At 63.7% G+C, this 17,809-nt stretch carries 10 protein-coding genes; 2 read left to right on the forward strand and 8 right to left on the reverse strand.

The genetic code is table 11. The features are described 5' to 3' along the window. Positions 1-6: 6 nt before the first annotated feature. From ACIP02_RS16555 to nrfB, 4 genes are all read right to left on the reverse strand, one after another. Positions 7-1,098 carry a diguanylate cyclase domain-containing protein gene (locus tag ACIP02_RS16555; RefSeq protein ID WP_400617983.1) on the reverse strand — a complete coding sequence of 364 codons (1,092 nt, stop codon included), beginning with the start codon at positions 1,096-1,098 and terminating at the stop codon, positions 7-9. Positions 1,099-1,228: 130 nt separating this feature from the next. Further along, the gene (locus ACIP02_RS16560) at positions 1,229-2,068 is read right to left on the reverse strand and encodes a DUF4434 family protein (protein ID WP_400617984.1); all 840 of its coding nucleotides are present in this window, start codon (positions 2,066-2,068) and stop codon (positions 1,229-1,231) included. Continuing rightward, complete coding sequence (locus tag ACIP02_RS16565) at positions 2,068-5,073, reverse strand: phage receptor (RefSeq protein ID WP_400617986.1); 3,006 nt, start codon at positions 5,071-5,073, stop codon at positions 2,068-2,070. The genes ACIP02_RS16560 and ACIP02_RS16565 overlap by 1 nt, the downstream gene beginning before the upstream one ends. Beyond that, complete coding sequence (gene nrfB, locus ACIP02_RS16570) at positions 5,070-7,244, reverse strand: cyclic di-3',5'-guanylate-activated glycosyltransferase NrfB (protein ID WP_400617988.1); 2,175 nt, start codon at positions 7,242-7,244, stop codon at positions 5,070-5,072. The genes ACIP02_RS16565 and nrfB overlap by 4 nt, the downstream gene beginning before the upstream one ends. Before the next feature lie 193 nt (positions 7,245-7,437). Between nrfB and ACIP02_RS16575 the strand changes: the two genes are divergently transcribed. Further along, positions 7,438-7,869, forward strand: coding sequence for a PACE efflux transporter (locus ACIP02_RS16575; protein WP_400617990.1), 432 nt, complete (start codon positions 7,438-7,440; stop codon positions 7,867-7,869). A 181-nt stretch (positions 7,870-8,050) separates the two neighbouring features. Further along, complete coding sequence (gene ilvA / locus ACIP02_RS16580; RefSeq protein WP_400617992.1) at positions 8,051-9,610, forward strand: threonine ammonia-lyase, biosynthetic; 1,560 nt, start codon at positions 8,051-8,053, stop codon at positions 9,608-9,610. Positions 9,611-10,164: 554 nt separating this feature from the next. Here ilvA and ACIP02_RS16585 read toward each other — a convergent pair. From ACIP02_RS16585 to ACIP02_RS16600, 4 genes are all read right to left on the reverse strand, one after another. Next, positions 10,165-11,346 carry a hypothetical protein gene (locus ACIP02_RS16585; RefSeq protein WP_400617994.1) on the reverse strand — a complete coding sequence of 394 codons (1,182 nt, stop codon included), beginning with the start codon at positions 11,344-11,346 and terminating at the stop codon, positions 10,165-10,167. 63 nt (positions 11,347-11,409) lie between these two features. After that, positions 11,410-11,877 (reverse strand): VOC family protein, encoded by a 468-nt coding sequence (locus ACIP02_RS16590; protein ID WP_400617996.1) that lies wholly within the window; start codon positions 11,875-11,877, stop codon positions 11,410-11,412. A gap of 112 nt (positions 11,878-11,989) precedes the next feature. Further along, on the reverse strand, positions 11,990-13,609 hold the full coding sequence (locus ACIP02_RS16595; protein ID WP_400617998.1) for an NADP-dependent glyceraldehyde-3-phosphate dehydrogenase: 1,620 nt from the start codon (positions 13,607-13,609) through the stop codon (positions 11,990-11,992). Between the two features lie 147 nt (positions 13,610-13,756). Further along, positions 13,757-17,584 (reverse strand): dermonecrotic toxin domain-containing protein, encoded by a 3,828-nt coding sequence (locus ACIP02_RS16600; RefSeq protein WP_400618000.1) that lies wholly within the window; start codon positions 17,582-17,584, stop codon positions 13,757-13,759. Between the last annotated feature and the right edge of the window lie 225 nt (positions 17,585-17,809).

The following is a 17,809-nucleotide window of genomic DNA, read 5'->3' on the forward strand; positions in this document are numbered from 1 at the left end:
GGCCTGCTAACCCCGATCTGCCAGCTGGCTTGACCACAGCACAAAGCGGTCCTTGCCACTGTGCTTGGCCTCGTACAGTGCCTGGTCGGCGCGCACCAGTGCGGTGGTCAGGCTGTCACCCTGGTCGACCCGGGCCAGGCCGATGCTGATGGTCACCGGGTGCTCGCCAACGTCTTCGCGCACCCGTTGGCACAGTGCCCCCACTTGCTGCTCGGCAGCGTGCTGGTCCAGGCCCTGGAAAAAAATCGCGAATTCCTCGCCGCCCAGCCGGGCAAACACGTAGCCGGCCATGCTTGCCTTGATATGCAGCGCCACGCGCTTGAGCACTTCATCGCCCACGTCATGGCCAAAGCGGTCATTGACCCGCTTGAAATTGTCGATGTCGATCATCGCCAGGTACTGCCCGCCCGTGGCCATGCGCAGTTGGCGGTCGGCCTGGGCCATGAACGAGCGGCGGTTGGGGATGTTGGTCAGGGCGTCGACGTAGGCTTGGTCCAGCAACACCTTGGACAGGTAGAAGTTGTGCAGCTTGGCCTTGCGCATCTGCAGGTAGCTGTAGATCACCAGGCCGCTGAGAAACACCGCATAGCTGATCAGCATGGCGCCTTCGAGTTGATCGGGCTCGATGCGGGTGTGGTAGAACGGGTTGAGCACCACCCAGGTGATGACCATGGCGCAGAAGAAAGACCAGCGCCGCACCGGCAGCACCGACACGGCATACAGTACGGTGGATACCCCGAGTACCAGCCACACCGGGCGCAGCGCCAGCGGGATGCCCTCGATCACCAGGCGCATGCCCAGGGTGATGGTGGCGACGAACAGCAGGTTGAGCACGTCGAAGTGGTGGCTGCGGCGGGTGAAGCGCAGCACCACGGTCTGGCAGCCGAGCAGGGTGATGAACAGGTAGGACAGCCAGGTGAAGCCCTGGCCGCCGAGGAAGCTGACGATCAAGTCGAAGACCAGCCAGATCAGGATGCTGACGCAGAACACCAACAGGCAGAACGGGCGCATGGTCTCGAATTCGTGCTGGCGGAATTCGGCGCGCAGGGCGGCGGGGGCGACCTGCTTGCGGACGTGGGCTTCGATGGTTTTGAACATTGGTGGGCTCCTGGGGGTATTGCTTTACCAGGCCCGGCCCTTTCGCGGGACAAGCCCGCTCCCACAGAACCTGACCTGCTGCGGGCTCTGTGGGAGCGGGCTTGTCCCGCGAAAGGCCGGGCCTGGAAACTCAATTCTGTGGCAGAACACCCCGCGCCCACGGCCGATAACGCAAGGCAAACACCGCCTCGGCATGGCACCCGCCACCCAGCTTCGGTTCGGCAGGCTCAGCCCTAAACACCTGCCCCGGCGCACTCACCTGGCGGAACGCCTCACGCACCACCCCCACCCGGCACGGCAGGGCCTGCTCGTAGCCCTGGCGCACCAAGGTCGGCAAACGCCCGGTGCCGGCGCCGTCCTGCCACCACACAGTCAAGCCCAACCCGGCCAGTTGATCCAGCCAGCTGGCATTGACCCGCGGCGACAGCTTGCCGGCGCTGAAGGCGCTGATATGCAGCGGCTTGTCCAGCTGGCGGTTGAAGGCCTGCAGCTGGCTGTACAGCGCTTCACGTCGATCGGCCTCGCGAAAATGCTGGTCGTCCAGCTCCATCGGCAGGTACCAGCCGTCCACCGGCAATTGCCAGGCCTGGCGCAGTTGCTGGTACTGGCTGAGCGAGCGGCCCAGTTGCGCTTTCCAGTAGCTGTTCAGGCCCTCGCCATCCAGTTGGTTGAGGCGCTGGTAGTAGGCTGGGTCCATGTACAACCCAAGCACCAGTTGCAGGCCTTCGGCACGCGCTGAACGCAGGCTGTTGGCCAACCAGCCCTGGGCACCGCCGAAATCACTGTCGCCATAGGCGCTCCACTGCACGATCAGGGTCTTGCCCCCCTGGGCCGCCGTGGCGCGCCACAGTTGCTGCCACTGGGCGGGGGTGACGCTGGCGTCGCGGTTCAACGGTTGATAGAACAGGCGCTGGTCGGCGGTGGCCTGCAGGCATAGGGCCAGCAGGCAGAGGGCGATGAGGGTACGCATCAGAAGGTCATCTCCGCACCGACCAGCACGCCGTTGGCGCGCTCGTAGAGGTTGCCACCCAGCGACTGCTGGTACTCGGCGCGCACTTTCAGCGAGCCGCGGTAGGCGTTGTAGCGGTCGTCGTCGAACCACCATTGCCAGCGTACACCGACCCCCGCACGGGCGTCCTGACGCCAGTCGTTGCTCGGGTCCTGGCTGGAAAACTCGACAAAGCCATAGGGCATGATGGTCTGCGGTGAGCTGCCTGGCAGCTTCCAGGCATGGCCCTGCTGGTAACGCGACAGCCAGGCGTGGTCGCCGGCACGGGTCCACCAGGCGGCGTCGAGGTAGAGGAAGCGCTCGTTCCATTGGTCTTCATCGATGCGCCAGTCGTTGCGCCAGTCACCCTGGTCGAGGAACGAGGCGGTGGCGCGCAGCAGCAGGTCGTTGCTCGATTCGGCGTGGTGGCGCAGGTCGCCCCAGTTGCCGCCGACCTTGGCCGGGCTCAGCAGCTGGCCCAGGCTCAGGCCGCCGTAGTGTTGTTCGTCGATCTGCCGCTGGTGGTACAGCTCGGCATACAGGTTGAGGTTGGCCTGGCCGAGCGGCTTGTAGCGAAGGCCGATGCCGGTGCCCATGCTCTGCGCGTAGTCAGTGCGGCTCTGGCCGCCGAACAGCACCCGGCCATACACCGACAGGGTACTGCCGTTGCGGCTGGGTTCCTCGCCCAGGGCGTGGTCCCACATGGCCAACTGCACGTTCTGCGATTGCGCGCGGCGCGAATTACCGCTGCGTTGGCCGTTGTCGAGGAACTTGTCGTTGGTCGAGGTGCCGGCCGGTGACCAGGTGCTGGCCAGGGTAATGGTGTCGCGCCGTGACAGGCTTTCGTGGGCGCGGCGCTGGCGGTACTGGCGTGCTTCCAGGCTGCCGTATTCGTCATCACCGTCGACCAGGTTCTGCTCCACGTCGAGGATACGGCGCAGTTCGCGGCGTGCCGCGGCACTGTCTTCATGTTCGTCGTAGCGCAGGGCCAGGGTTTCGCCAAGGCGGTAGTCCTCAGGGAAATCGTGGGTGGCGCGCTCCAGGTAGGGGATCGATTCCAGGCGCTGGGCTTTGTCTGGCGAGCCGGCCAGGCGCATGCCGTAGTCGGCTCGATAGCGCGGCTGATTGGGGGCCAGGCGCACGGCCTCGGCCAGCCAGGTGCTGCTTTGCGCACTGTCGCCGGCCAGTTGCGCGGTGCTGGAGGCGGCGTAGTAGTGGTCGGCGCGCGGGTTGTGCATCAGGGCCTGGCGCTGGAAGCCCAGCGCGGCTTGGTAGTCGCCTTGGCGCTGAGCGATGGCGGCACCCAGCGCCCAGTCATCGGCGCTGCTGTGCGCAGCGGCGTCCCAATAGCGCCGGGCGGCCTGGGCATCACCGGCATTCAGTGCGCCACGGGCGGCGGTGAGGCGGGCGTTATCGGTCCAGGCGCTGTCCGGCAAGCTGCGCCAGAGGGGCAGGGCGGCTTGCGAGTCGCCAGCGGCCTCTAGCGCGTAGGCCAGCGGCAGGCGGTTGCCGTGGTCTCCCAGGTGCTCTGCCGCCTGGTAGTAGACCACCGCCTCACCTGGCTGGTCGGGCATGGCGCAGCGGCCCAGGGCGCGGTACTGGCCAGGCTCGCTCGGCGTGGCCGGTACGGCCTGGCGCACGGCATCGCACCGGCCGGCCTCGGCTAGCCTGCCGAGCAATTGGGCGCGGGTATTGGCGTCGACGCAGGGGACCAGGGTAAGCATGCGCTGGCTGTCGAGTGGGCCGTCGTTGCGGGCATACAGGTTGCCCAGCCGCTGCAGCAGCGACGGGCTGAGGCGGCCCTGGTGGCGGTCGTAGGCTTGCTCCAGCAGTTGCCGGGCATGATCGGTGTGGCCTTGTTCGGTGAGCAGGAAGGTGGCTTGCTCCAGCGCGGCGAGGTCGCCCGTCTGGCGGTAGCGTTTTTCCCATTCGGCAGCGGTGCGTGGCTGCGGTGGTTGTGGCGGGTCGCCGTACAAGCGTTGCTTGAGTACCGCATAGGCCCGTGGGTCGCTGCTGGCTGTACAGCCCTTGAATTGCTCGCGGGCCTGCTCCGGGTCCCGGCGTGACAGCCAGTCGACCGTTTCCAGGCAGGGGCGTTGCAGGTCGTTGCTAAGGCGCCGCACCAGCGCCGCATCGTCGCCTTCGCGGGCCAGCTCCCACAGTTGCTGGCGCTGTTCGGGCTGGTTCAGTTGGTTGGGCGTTAGCGACTGCAGTGAGCGCTGGGCCAACAGGTTGTGACCCACCGCAATGGCGCGGTTGGCCATGGCCAGGCGTGCCTGGTTGGCCGCTGCGGGCGAGGGCGCGCTGGCCAGCAATGCGTTCAGGCCTTTTTCGTCCACGCGCTGGATATAGGCGTTGGCCAGGCGTTGCCAGTCGTCGGCGGGCAACTGGCCTTTGTCGGCCAAGGGCTGCAGTTGCTCGATGGTCTCTTTCCAGTTGCGCAGCTGTTCGGCGAAGTTGGCCCGGGCCAGGCGCAGTACCTGGCCGTCGTTTCCGGGGGGGAGCTGGTTGAGCCAGTCCAGCGCTCTGGCGGCACCCCCGAACTTGGCCAGGCTCAGGCTGTAGGCCTGCCACAGGCGCACGCGGTGGGTGCCATCGCTGCTGGCCAGCCACTGCTCCACCTGGCTGGCTGCGGGTGGGTCCTGCTCGATCCAGGTCAGTCGCAGTTCCAGCAGGGCGTCGGCGTACTCGGGGCTGCCACCCAACTGCTCGGCCAGCGCTTCGGCCTCTTTGTAGCGACGCTGGTGAGCCAGGGCTTCGACCAGCAGGGCGCGGGCCTCGTCGTTGTTCGGCACCCGGCCCAGCACGTGGCGGGTCAAGCGCTCGACCTCGGCCCAGTTGTCTTTTTTGGCCTCGCGGTAGCCGCGGTCCATGAACGGAAAGCTGGTGAACCGCTGGAAGTCGGTCATTGGCGCAGAGGCAGCGACGGGCAGGGCGGCGGAGCACAGCAACAGGCCGGTGAACGTGAGGGAAAACCGCGGCTTCATGCCACCTCCCGGGTCAGGTCAATAGCGGCCTGCTGCTCGCTGGCCTGTTCGATCAGGGCCTGTTCCAGCACCTGCTCGGTAATGATGCCGCGGGCGATCAGGTGTTCGCCGAGGCTGTGCTGCTCGGGGTCGAAGTCGATCAGGGCCTGGTTGAACAGGGTGACCGGGACCATGCCGCGCACTTGCAGCAGGGCGCCGAGCATGACCTGGTGACAGCTGACCCGCTCCAGCAGTGCTTCGTCGTCCTGGTGGCGTTCCAGCACGGCTAGCATTTCGCGGGTTTCCGGCCTTTGCCACGGGCTTGGGTAGTGGTAGCGCAGGCCCAGGGTGACCCGGCCCTGCGGTGCCAGGCGGGCCTTGACCGGGCGTTTCAGCTGGCGGCTGATCACCCCCAGCGAAACCTGGCTGACCGGGGTTTCGCTGGCCAGGATCAGCGTATCGCCGTCTTCGTCGACGGGTAGCACGCCATAGTGCGTGGCCAGCCTGCGTGGCAGCTTGGCGATCAATTGCGGGTCGAGCTTGAACGGGTTCAGCGGCGCCCAGGGCAGGTCCAGCTGTTCGGCCAGGGTGGTCACCAGTTGTTCGCTGTTCAGCCAGCCGCGCAGCAGCAGTTCCCGGCCCAGGCGCCGCCGGACCGGGCTGGTGATTGCCAGTTGCAACTGGTCTTCGCTGATCAGCCCTTTGGCCACCAGACGCTGGCCCAGTGGTGTGCGGGCGGGGGCGGCAATGGCGGGAAATTCGTGGGTGGTCTTGTCCCAGGCGACGCGCCGTGAATCGCCCATTTCCATCACCTGGCGCAGGGCGCGCAGGTTGGCGAAGAAATTGACGAAGTTGCTCCACATCATGCGCGGTGCCGACAGCAGGCCCTCGCCGATACCGTAGAAGCGGGTGACGAACCAGGCGCGCTGGAACAGGCGGTTGAACAGCATCAGGCCGTTCAGCCACAACAGCGTCGACAGCAGCCAGCTGTCGCTGAGGATCGACATGAAGCGCCACGATTGCGGGGCAATCACCGTGACCAGCCACATGGCCAGCAGTACCAGCAGCAACAGGTTGACCAGGAAGCTCAGCAAGTACGCGAACAGCCCGCGGCGGTCGCGCCAGAGGAAGTAGTTGAGTGCACCCTTGCGGCTCCAGCCGAGGTTGCTGGTGCCCTGGAACACGATGCCGACGATCCAGCGCGACTTTTGCCGGATGGCGTGCTGCCAGTCACGGGGGAAGTGCTCGCGCACGCAGATCACCTGGGAGAACTCGCGGCTCATGCCCAGGCGCCATTCCTGTTTCAGGGCCAGCGCCGGGTCGCTGATGGAATAGCGGGCGAAAATGCACTTCATGCCCTTTTGTTTCAGGCGAAAGCCGATGTCGTAGTCTTCGGTCAGGCTTTGCACGTCGAAGGCGATGCCGTCGCCGTCTTCGAGCAGGGCACTGATGGCGCGGCGGCTGAAGCAGGTGCCGACACCGGCACTGGGCACCTGGCCGGTCAGTGCCTCGCGCACGATCACGTCCTTGCCGTGGTTTTCGGCGAACTCGTCGACATAGTGGCCGGCGGTAAAGCCTTTCCATTCCGGTGCGTAGGGGTACACCGGAATCTGGATCATGTCCTTGTTCGGCAGCAGGTAGTTGAACAGGCGCAACTCCATGGGCGAGATCACATCTTCGGCGTCATGCAGGATGAAACCGGCAAACTGGATGCCTGCGTCCTGCTGGAAGCGCAGCAGGGCGTCGATGATGTTGTTCAGGCAGTCGGCTTTGCTGGTGGGGCCGGGGCGCGCGCAGACTACCTTGTGCACGTTGGGGTAGTGCAGGCACACCGCGTCGACGTCGGCCTGGGTTTGCGGGTCGTTGGGGTAGGTGCCGACGAAGATCTGGTAGTTTTCGTAGTCGATGGTCGAGGCCGCCAGGCGCGCCATTTCACCGACAACGCCCACTTCGTTCCAGGCCGGGACCATGATCGCCAGGGGCTTTTCCGGTACTTCGAACAGGCGCTTTTCGTCGGCCTTCTCGTGCTTGTCGTAGATGCGAAAACGCCGGATCAGCTTGCGGCACCAGTAGCACAGGTCAATGAACAGGTCATCGAGGCCGAGCAGGAACATCAGCGAGGCGAGGATGATCGCCAGGATCTTCAGCCCGAACAGCACATAAGTGAGAAAATCGATGAATGCCAGGCTCATGTGCCGGACATCGGCAGGGGGGTATGGGCCATCGTCTGTATCCTCGTTCAATTCCCTGGACGAAGTTGTACGACCTGTCGCCGTTTGCACTGGATAGATACAAGCAGCCGAACGCAGGATTGTCCAAGATTCAGGCTTTTTCTTGTTGGCCGCTTCTTGTAACTTTACAGGTCGTCTACCCACGGAGCTGAACATGCAAGGCAAGGCACGCAAGATCGTCCAGGCCATTCTTTATGAGGCCATCGCCGTCGCCTGCGTGGCACCTGCGCTGGAGCTGGCGTTCGGCGCCGGCATGGCGCAGTCGACCGTGCTGTCGGTGCTGATGTCGGGCATCGCCATGAGCTGGAACATGGGCTACAACTGGGTGTTCGAGCGCTGGGAAGCGCGCCAGAACAAGCGTGAACGCACCTTCGCCCGGCGCCTGCTGCATGCCCTGGGTTTCGAGGGGGGGCTGGTGCTGATCCTGCTGCCCCTGGTGGCGTACTGGCTGGACGTAAGCCTGTGGGCGGCGTTGCTCACCAACCTGGCGCTGTTCGTGTTCTTCTTCGTCTACGCCTTCGTGTTCCAGTGGGGCTTCGACAAAGTGTTCGATGTGCCGCTTTCGGCGCAGCAAGCCAAGTGTTGACTTCTGCCGGCGCGGCGGGCTAAGTTCCTACCCCATGAACACTTTCCAGCACGTGAACGCCATTATTATTACCGCCATTATCAGTTTGGCGGGCTAGCGCGTACGTGCACCGAACCCGCCTTGGAGGCGGGTTTTTTCTCTCTGACTCCTGGGCAACGTGAAAACAGCCAAGGAGTCATCGATGACCAGCTTCAGCCTTCCTCGTACACCCGTTAGCCCCCAGCAACTGCTGTCGGAGCAGGTGCGGCGCATTCTTGCCGCGCCGGTGTACGACCTGGCCATCGAAACGCCGCTGCAAGCTGCGCCGGCCCTGTCTGCCAGCCTGGGCAACCAGGTCTTGCTCAAGCGTGAAGACCTGCAGCCTACCTTCTCGTTCAAGATCCGTGGTGCCTACACCCGTTTGTCCCGCCTGACCCGCGAGCAGCGTGAACGCGGGGTGATCACTGCATCGGCGGGCAACCATGCCCAGGGCGTAGCGCTGGCGGCATCGCACCTGGGCATGAAGGCCACCATTGTCATGCCCACCACCACGCCGTCGCTGAAGGTGGAAGGGGTGCGATCGCGCGGTGGGCACGTGGTGCTGCACGGCGAAAGCTTCCCGCATGCGCTGGCCCATGCGTTGAAACTGGCCGACAGCGAAGGTGCCACCTTCGTGCCGCCATTCGATGACCCGGACGTGATCGCCGGCCAGGGCACCGTGGCCATGGAAATCCTTCGTCAGCGCCCGGGACCTCTGGATGCGATCTTTGTGCCGGTGGGCGGCGGTGGCTTGATCGCCGGTATCGCCGCGTACGTGAAATACCTGCGCCCGGAAGTGAAGGTGATCGGCGTCGAGCCGGAGGACTCCAACTGCCTGCAGGCTGCCATGGCCGCTGGAGAGCGGGTGATCCTGCCACAGGTCGGCACTTTTGCCGATGGTGTGGCGGTGGCGCAGATCGGCGCCCATTGTTTTGAGCTGTGCCGGCACTTCGTCGATGAGGTAGTGACAGTAAGCAGCGACGAACTGTGCGCAGCGATCAAGGACATCTACGACGATACCCGCTCGATCACCGAGCCGTCCGGGGCCCTGGCTGTAGCCGGGATCAAGAAGTACGTGGCACGCGACGGTGTGCAGGGGCAGACGCTGGTGGCCATCGACTCCGGGGCCAATGTCAATTTCGACCGTTTGCGTCATGTGGCTGAACGGGCCGAGCTGGGCGAGCAGCGCGAGGCGATCATCGCCGTCACCATTGCGGAACAGCCGGGCAGCTTCCGCGCATTCTGCCAGGCGCTGGGCAAGCGGCAGATCACTGAGTTCAACTACCGCTATTACCCTGGCAAGGAGGCGCGCCTGTTCGTTGGGGTACAGACCCATCCTGTGCATGATCCGCGCGAGCAGTTGCTGGCCAGCCTGCGTGAACAGGGTTACAACGTGCTGGACCTGACTGACAACGAATTGGCCAAGCTGCATGTGCGCCATACCGTCGGCGGCCATGCAACGCCGGGTGCGGATGAACGGGTGCTGCGTTTCGAGTTCCCTGAGCGCCCGGGGGCATTGTTGGGCTTTCTCGAGCGCCTGGGCAAACGCTGGAACATCAGCCTGTTCCATTACCGTAATCATGGCGCGGCCGAGGCGCGGGTGTTTGCGGCGCTGGAAGTGCCGGGGGAGGAGGTGGCGGGGTTGCCGATTGCGCTGGATGAAATGGGGTATCGGTATTGGGATGAGACGGATAACCCGGCGTACAGGCTGTTCCTGGGTTGAGCCGGGCATGATTGGTGGGGCACCCCGGTATCGCAGGTTCGGTACGGCCGTTGTAGGAGCGGGTTCACCCGCGAAGAGGCCGGGCCTGCTGGCCAGTATCCCTGGATGTTTGCCGTTGCGGGCGCCACCGTATTCACGGGTAAACCCGCTCCTACATTGATCGGTGGTTAACGCTGGCATCGCAGGTTCGGTACGGCCGTTGTAGGAGCGGGTTTACCCGCGAAGAGGCCGGGCCTGCGGGCCAGTATCCCTGGATGTTTGCCGTTGCGGGCGCCACCGTATTCGCGGGTAAACCCGCTCTTAAATTGATCGGTGGTTAACGCTGGCATCGCAGGTTCGGTATGGCCGTTGTAGGAGCGGGTTTACCCGCGAAGAGGCCGGGGCCTGCGGGCCAATATTCCTGGTCGTTTGCCGTCGCGGGCGCCACCGTATTCGCGGGTAAACCCGCTCCTACATTGATCGGTGGTTAACGCTGGCATCGCAGGTTCGGTACGGCCGTTGTAGGAGCGGGTTCACCCGCGAAGAGGCCGGGCCTGCGGGCTCGCAATGGTTATTCAGCGCTCACGCATAAAGAAGCCCGCAACAAACTTGCGGAAGGTTTCCAGGCTCTTGAAGTCGGCATAACGCTTGAAGTTTTCAGCGTCCGGCTCAGGGCCGATCGGCTGGTCCAGCAGTGATATCGACAACACTCTGTCCTGGTCAGAGGTCATCACCAGTTCATCCATTACCTGGCCACCAATCACCGGCCGGCGCATCTGCACCTTGACGCCCTTGCTGGCCATCCAGTCGATCAGCGACACCAGTGCCTTGAGCGGCTCGCGTTCCTCGTCGCGGTACACCGGGAACAGGTGGGCGCGTGACAGCACGGGCACGCTGGCCACATGGATCAATTCATAGTAATGGCTGCCGGCACTGGTCGGTGAATAGAGCATCAACGCCAGCAGCGGCCCGCTGGTGCGGTTGCCACCCCAGAACAGGTGGTGCCCCTGGAAGTCGAACCCGTCTTCGCTGCGGTTGTTGAACAGCTTGCGCCCCTTGATCTGGTCGACACAGTCCAGCAACAGGCCGTGGCGGCGGTGGTTGCCGAACACCGTGGCTTCGCGCAGGCGGGACTTGAGCATCATCATGTGCTTCATGTCCAGGCGGGTTTCCAGGTAGTTGCTGGCGGGCACCCGCTCCAGCAGCGGGTAGCGGCTGGCGACGCTGCGCAGTTCGGCAAACTGCACGGTCAGGTCCTTCTTCAGGTGCGTGGCATACAGGTTCAGGCCACTGGTTTCAATCCAGGTCAGCAGCAGCGACAGCAGGCGCTGTTGTTCGCGCCGCTCGCTGCCATCGCCGCCAGCACTGGCGGTGCCGGCACGGAAGTCGCCAATCAGGCGCAGCGGTGTGTCGGGCGGCAGCCAGGCGGCAGGTGGCGCGGGGTCGTTTTCCCGTTCAGCCGCCTCTCGTTCGTCCTTGGTGAACGGGCAGCCGGGCGCGTGCTCGGCAGTGCCGGGGTTGTTCTTGAGGAACAGCGTGCCGGTGTTGCCGTTCAGGGTGACATTGAGCACCGGCAGGGCGTCGCTGCGGCAATCACAGGCCAGCCAGTGGTTGGCGTTGCGCACCTTCATCAGCAGCTGGTTGGCCTGCAGCAGGCGCGGGCCACCCAGGCTGCCGGTGGCAAAGCCGACCAGCAGCTCTTCTTCGGCGGGGGTCAGGCTGCGCACCTGGGCGGCGGTTTTTTCGATGATTCGCATGAAGCAGCTCCAAGCTACGAGCCCCAAGCTTCAAGCAAAGTCGCGCCGCTTTCAACTTGTCGGTCAGTTGCCGCCGAACATCTTCGCGGCGCGGGCGCGAATTTCGTCAGGGGTCAGGTCTTCCTTGTGGGTAGAGACGAACCAGATGTTGCCGAACGGGTCCTTCAAGGTACCGCTGCGGTCGCCATAGAACTGGTCGGTCAAGGGGTGCAACTGCGTGCCGCCGGCAGCCAGGGCCTGAGCGTAGACCTTGTCGCAGTCTTCGACGTACAGGTGCAGGCCCACGCCTGCGCCGCTGAGCTTCTGGCTGGCGGTAAGGCCGCCTTCCATGTCGCAGGGGTCACCCAGCATCAGCGAGGAATCACCGATCTTCAGCTCGGCATGGCCGACGCGCCCGCCGGGGGCGTCAAGGCGGAACATTTCTACTGCGCCAAAAGCCCGCTTGTAGAACTCGATGGCCTTGGCGGCGTCGTTGATGGCCAGGTACGGGGTGATGCTGTGCTGGCCTTCGGGGATGGCTTTGACTGCCATGTTCGACTCTCCTGTGCAGTGGGCGCCGGTTGGCGCCCTGTTGCTTAGAGTCGTTTGCACAGAGGGAAAATCGACAGCGGTGCTAGATCGATTGTCTATAAAGGCAGCGATTTCAGAAGATGTAGTCGGTGGTCAGGAAGCTGGACTGGCGGTTGCGGATGATTTCGCTGATCAGTTCCTTGTTGGCCTCCTGGAAGCGTGTGGCGACCAGGGTGCGAATCGAGAACACGCGCAAGGCGTCATGTACTGACAGGGTGCCTTCGGCGCTGTTCTTGCGGCCGTTGAACGGGTAGGTGTCGGGGCCTCGTTGGCACTGCGCGTTGATATTGATGCGCCCGACCTGGTTGGCAAAGATGTCGACCAGGCTACCAATGGTCGCCGGGTCGTTGCCGAACAGGCTTAGTTGTTGGCCGTAGTCGGAGTCCAGTACATAGTCGATCACCGTCTGCAGGTCGCGGTACGGCACCACCGGCACCAGCGGGCCGAACTGTTCTTCGTGGTACACGCGCATGTCGTGGTTTACCGGGTACAGCAAGGCCGGGTAGAAGAACGAGCCGCGGCTGTGCCCGCCACCGTCGTTGAGTACCTGTGCGCCCTTGGCCTTGGCATCCGCGACCAGGCTGTCGAGGTAGTCGACCTTGCCCGGCTCGGGCAGCGGTGTCAGTGCCACGCCTGGCTCCCACGGCATGCCAGGCTTGAGTGCAGCGAGCTTGCGCTGGAACTTGTCGAGGAATGCGTCGACCACGTCTTCGTGGACGAACAGGATCTTCAATGCCGTGCAACGCTGGCCGTTGAACGACAGCGCGCCGGTGACCGCCTCTTCGACGGCGTTGTCGAGGTCGACCTGGGGCAGCACGATGCCCGGGTTCTTGGCGTCCAGGCCCAGCGCCGCGCGCAGGCGGTGGGGGCGGGGGTGGAGTTTTTTCAGGTCGCTGGCGGCTTTGTGCGTGCCGATGAACGCAAAGACATCGACCTTGCCACTGGCCATCAGCGCGCTGACGGTTTCCCGGCCACGGCCGTAGATGACGTTGATCACCCCCGGCGGGAAGCTGTCGCGGAACGCTTCAAGCAACGGCCGAATCAGCAGTACGCCGAATTTGGCCGGCTTGAACACCACGGTGTTGCCCATGATCAGCGCCGGGATCAGCGTGGTGAAGGTTTCGTTCAGCGGGTAGTTGTAAGGCCCCATGCACAACGCCACGCCCAGTGGCGCGCGGCGGATCTGGCCCAGCGTGCCTTGTTCAAGCTCGAAGCGGCTGGAACGGCGGTCGAGGTCCTTGAGGGCATTGATGGTGTCGACGATGTAGTCGCAGGTGCGGTCGAATTCCTTTTCCGAGTCCTTCAGGTTTTTGCCAATTTCCCACATCAGCAACTTGACCACGGCCTGACGCTGCTCACGCATGCGTGCAAGGAAGGTTTCGACGTGCTGGATACGCTCGGCCACGCGCATGTTGGGCCAGGCGCCTCGGCCCTTGTCGTAGGCCTGCACGGCGGCATCGAGGGCGGTAAGCGCGGTATCGGCATCGAGCAGCGGGGCGCTGCCCAGCAGCACCTGGCGCTCCTCGTTACCTTCCTTGAGCCAGACCGGGCTGCGCACCGTGGCCAGCGGGCCGTCCCAGCGCTTGAGTGCTCCGTTTACCAGGTAGTCGCGTTGTTCCAGCGGGGCTCCCAGGCGCCAGGTTTCGGGAATGTTCTCGGCGCTGGGGAAAAGTGAATCGAGCAGACGGTCCATGGGTACTGCACCTCACATGACAGGGCGAATTTCTAGCCGGGTGAAACGCTTCAGCTACGAGCATGCACCGGCTGCCGGAAAAACACCAGTCTGGCTTAACATGGCCGACAGTGCCTGCCTACGCGTCGGCAGGCACCGTGGGTAAGGTCAAAGCGGCAGGTTGAACAGGTTGTACGGTGGGTGCGAAAGCCACTCCTCGCGTAGTACGGTATCTGCATCGATCACAGCAAGGCGGCGCCAGAACTCTGTGCGGGCCTGATGCGGGTGTGACAGGAAGGGTTCAACGTCCAGCAATGGCCGAAGATCGCGGCGGTACTGCAGTGGCAAGCGTTGCCACAAGGCGGTTTGTGCCGGGCCTGTCTGGTAAAAGAATTCCTCATAATCACTTTCACTGACCAGCAGGTCTACCTGATGAATGCTGTTGTAGGCATCGATTTCTGCAAGTGCCGTTTCGCCCAGCCACTCGCTTTCAAGGCGCAGGGCGTCGGCGACAGGCCGAGCAACGTTGAACCCGGCAGGCAACTGGCGGAACTGATTGGCCGAAAGATCGAGCATGAACGGCCCGCTGACCAGGTCCAGGCCCGGTGGAAGTTCGGTGAGTGCGCAGCCTGTCATGAACAAGGTTTTCAGCTCGGGAAGCCAGTTCAGGTCCGGTGCCACAAGCAGGGGATTGTCGCTCAGATCAAGCACGCTGAGGGCACTGTACCGGTTGAGTGTTTGCTGAGCCTGTTCATCCCAGGTTATGCGGTTGCTGTCCAGGTCGAGCCAGCGCAGCTGTTGCGGGCGTGCCAGGCGCGGTAACTGGTCGAAGCGGCAATGAGTCAGTAGCAGGCGCTTGAGATCGGGAAAACGCTGCAGGAACTCGGCGGGCAATTGACTGAGCGTGTGGTTATTACTGAGCGAAAGGTGCTCTACATGGGCGAAGTCGTCGGGTAAGGCAAGGCTGGCCAGGTCTTCGTTGCGCAGGCCGCGGCTGGCCAGGTCAAGCTTGTACAAGCGCTCGCCGCCCTGGAGGGTCAACCTTGAAAGGCGCCGCCAGGCGTTGATGATCGGGCGGATGGCGCGGTGGCGCTGGTGTGGGTTTGCCGGATCTGGCCTTGCCCATTCTTCAAGTTGGTTGCGCAAGTTCTGCAGACGTTGTTGCAGGTCGCGTAGCCGCTCGCTGGCCGAGCGCATGTCATACAGGTTGGGTTCCTCCTGCTCGTCGCCCAGCCATTCGGCAAACTCTGCATCGGTGGCCTCGGGGAAAATGCGCCGATAGCTTTGTACCAGCGAGCCGGTCTGGCGTGGGTGAGCCGGGAGCGGCGCCAAGGGGCGGCCACCGCGTAGCCAGCCTTGGGGTTCACGGCGCGGCGCACTCGGCCCCCAGAGGCGCTGCTGAAGCACCGAACGATGCTCATCTACCCATGCCATCAGGTGCTGGCGTAATACGTTGCCATTGCTTTGCACAATACCCAGGGCTTCGCGCTGTCGACGTGGTAGTGCCTGTTCCACGGCGCGGCACAGGTCGGCATCACGCCTGGCCGGCGCCGGGCGATCACCCAGATCGGCTTCATACCCTTCTGCAGACTTGATGACCCGGCACCGGGTGGTGGCTCGTTCACTGCCTACGTGATCCAGCACAGGGCCATGCGGGCTTGCGCCGCGCAGTTCCAGGCGCAGTTCTGCAGGCCAGCCGGGCAAGGCATCCAATGCACTGAACAGCAGCCTTTCACTGTCGCTGCTGGCCAGCGCCGGTTGCATTACACCTTCCACAGCGCGGACCAGCGGCAGTTCGCTGTGCAGCTGTTCGATCTGTTGGCGAACAACTGCCGGAAGTTCACCTTGCTGTTGCCAGGCAAGTGCTTCGACACCCTCCAGTGACGCCAGCATGCGCCTTGACAGGGACGGGGAGAGGCGAGGGTAGGCGGTAATCAGTTGCTGCTCCGCCGGGCTGATGGGCGTAATACCGTTATAGAGCTGCTCAAAAAGACCTGGCGTTGCTGTGGCGCCTTGGGCTTGTACTTCGGCCTGTGCCGCCATGCGCTGCAAGGTATCAAGGAACAGCGGTGGCGCAGGCCGGCCTTGCAGATGCACCTGGCGCAAGCGCTCGGCGTCGAGGCCACAGATGCGAGCGGCCTGCTTCAGTTGTTGAGGGGCGAACGCTGCGAAGGGCTCACCCAGGCGGCGCGCGAGGGTTGAAAATGACCACTCGGTGGGTTGTTCATGCTGGCCGTGCCAGGCGCCTTGGCCGTTATGCTCCAGGGGTGGTTGCCAGGCGTCTGGCACATCCGGGTGGACGATGCGCCATTGCTGGCGGTGGGCATCGTAACGCTGTTCGTAGAACTGGCCGTCCATGCGGAGAAAGTGGCGCCCTTGGTGCAGGTACTGGCCTTGGGCATTGGGCTGCAGGTTCTCCGGCAGTTCCACGTTACTGCGATAGGGCGTGAGGTCTTTGTTCCACAGGCGGTAGCGCCCGTCGCTGCCGCGCACTTCCTGCAGGTTCTGCAGCAAAGGGCTGTTGAACAGCTTGGGGAGCACTTTGCCCGCAGCGATGAAGCCGCCAATCAGGGCCAGGTTCAAGCCGACCGCCTCCAGGTGCTGCAGCGCCAGATGGCGGTCGCCGGCTTCCCAGGCCTCGTAGCCTGCGAAGGCTTCGCCCAGCAGTTGGCATGCGGTCACGGCCAGCATCAGGGTGCCGACGGCCGGTATGAAGAAACCGGCGATGTTCAGGGCGTCCAGCCCGAGGTTTTCCCATTCTTCCTGGCGCCTGGCGCGGGCAGTGGCATCTGCCTGCGCGGTGGGGACCGCAAGCAGGCCGGCTTCATGCTTCAGACGGGCTACGTGCAGGTCCTGATAGAAGCCGAACGGCTCGGTCGTGATCGCCTGGCGCGTCGGGCGCAGGTCGGCGTGCGCCGCGCGCTGCCAAGGTTGATCGGTGGCGCAATTGCCTGTGGCATCAAGGTTCTGTTGCAGCAGGTCAAGAAAATGCGCGCGCTCATCCTGAGTGATGTAGGCCATGAAAGCCTGACGCGCTGTGGGCTCCAGCAACAAGGTCGCTAGCGCTTCGTGCACCGCTTCAAGGTCGTTGCATTGGCGCAAGGCCGGTTCATGGCCGGGCATGAACAGCGCCAGCCCCGTGCGGCCAACCTCGACCAGCATCACTTCGTTCAGGGTGTGACCGAACAGCGCCAGCTGCCAGCACCGCACGTTACCGCCTTGCAGTAGCCGCTCGATGGCATCCCGCGCGTTGCCGTCCAGCAGGTGTTGCAAAAAGGCAAGGTCGGCCGCCAGGCGCAGGCGGTCCTGTTGTACGCGCATGGCCTGCGTACGCACGCCAGGTGGGGCGAAGTGCTGCGCCAGGTGTGCCTGGTAAGCGCCGCCCAGGTCCAGTGCCCGGCACAGTGTGGCGAAGGTTTCGGGGGTGAGTGGCAGGCGCTTCACCTGATAGCGCTCCGAACTTAAGGCAAAGTGTGCAACCGGTGCTTGCATGCCAATGGGCGCTGAGCCTTGTACCTCAACCTTGGCCACATGAATGTCATCACTCAAGGCAATAGCGCTCTCGGCGGTAAAGGCCTCGTCATCAGCGAAGTTCTGCAGGGCGGCCTGCAGCAGGTTGTCGCGGCGATGACTGTTGAGATAACGCAGCCCAATCCAGTGCCAGTTATGTTCAACCCGCAGGAGCTGGCAATTGCGCACGGGTGCGTGAACACCATGTTGGGCAAGGCAACCTTGCAGCAGCGGCTCGGCGAATTCGTTGATCTGCCTGAGCCCCTTTAGCGAGCGGGCCAGGGCTGCTTGCGAGCGCATCAAGCGTGTATGGCTGGCATGCACCGCCTGGCGCAGGTCGGGCGCGGCGTTGGCGAACCAGTCCTGTCTCTGCCACTGGGCGTCCTGGCTTTGCTTCAAGCCCGCCCAGTGATTGGGCGCTGCCTGGCGGGCCCAAAGTGGTAGCTGGGCCGCAAGCAGCGCTTGGTGGGGATTATTGACCGGCATGGTGATGCTCCTGTTATGCGAAGGAGGCATCAAACGTTATTGGGTAATAGCGAAGTGGTACTTGGATATCGCTTGGGTCGGGGACGCTTATAGCTAAGTTTTATTCAGCCTGGCTTTTAGTGAAGGAAATTTGACGCCATGAAACTTCTTCAAATGCTATTGAAGTGCCACTTGCCAAAGTGTTTCGTGGCATCTTAAATTGTTACTGAATGTGAGGCTTTCAAT

The organism is Pseudomonas sp. NPDC089408 (genome assembly GCF_044749445.1).
In the GTDB taxonomy this organism is placed as follows: domain Bacteria; phylum Pseudomonadota; class Gammaproteobacteria; order Pseudomonadales; family Pseudomonadaceae; genus Aquipseudomonas.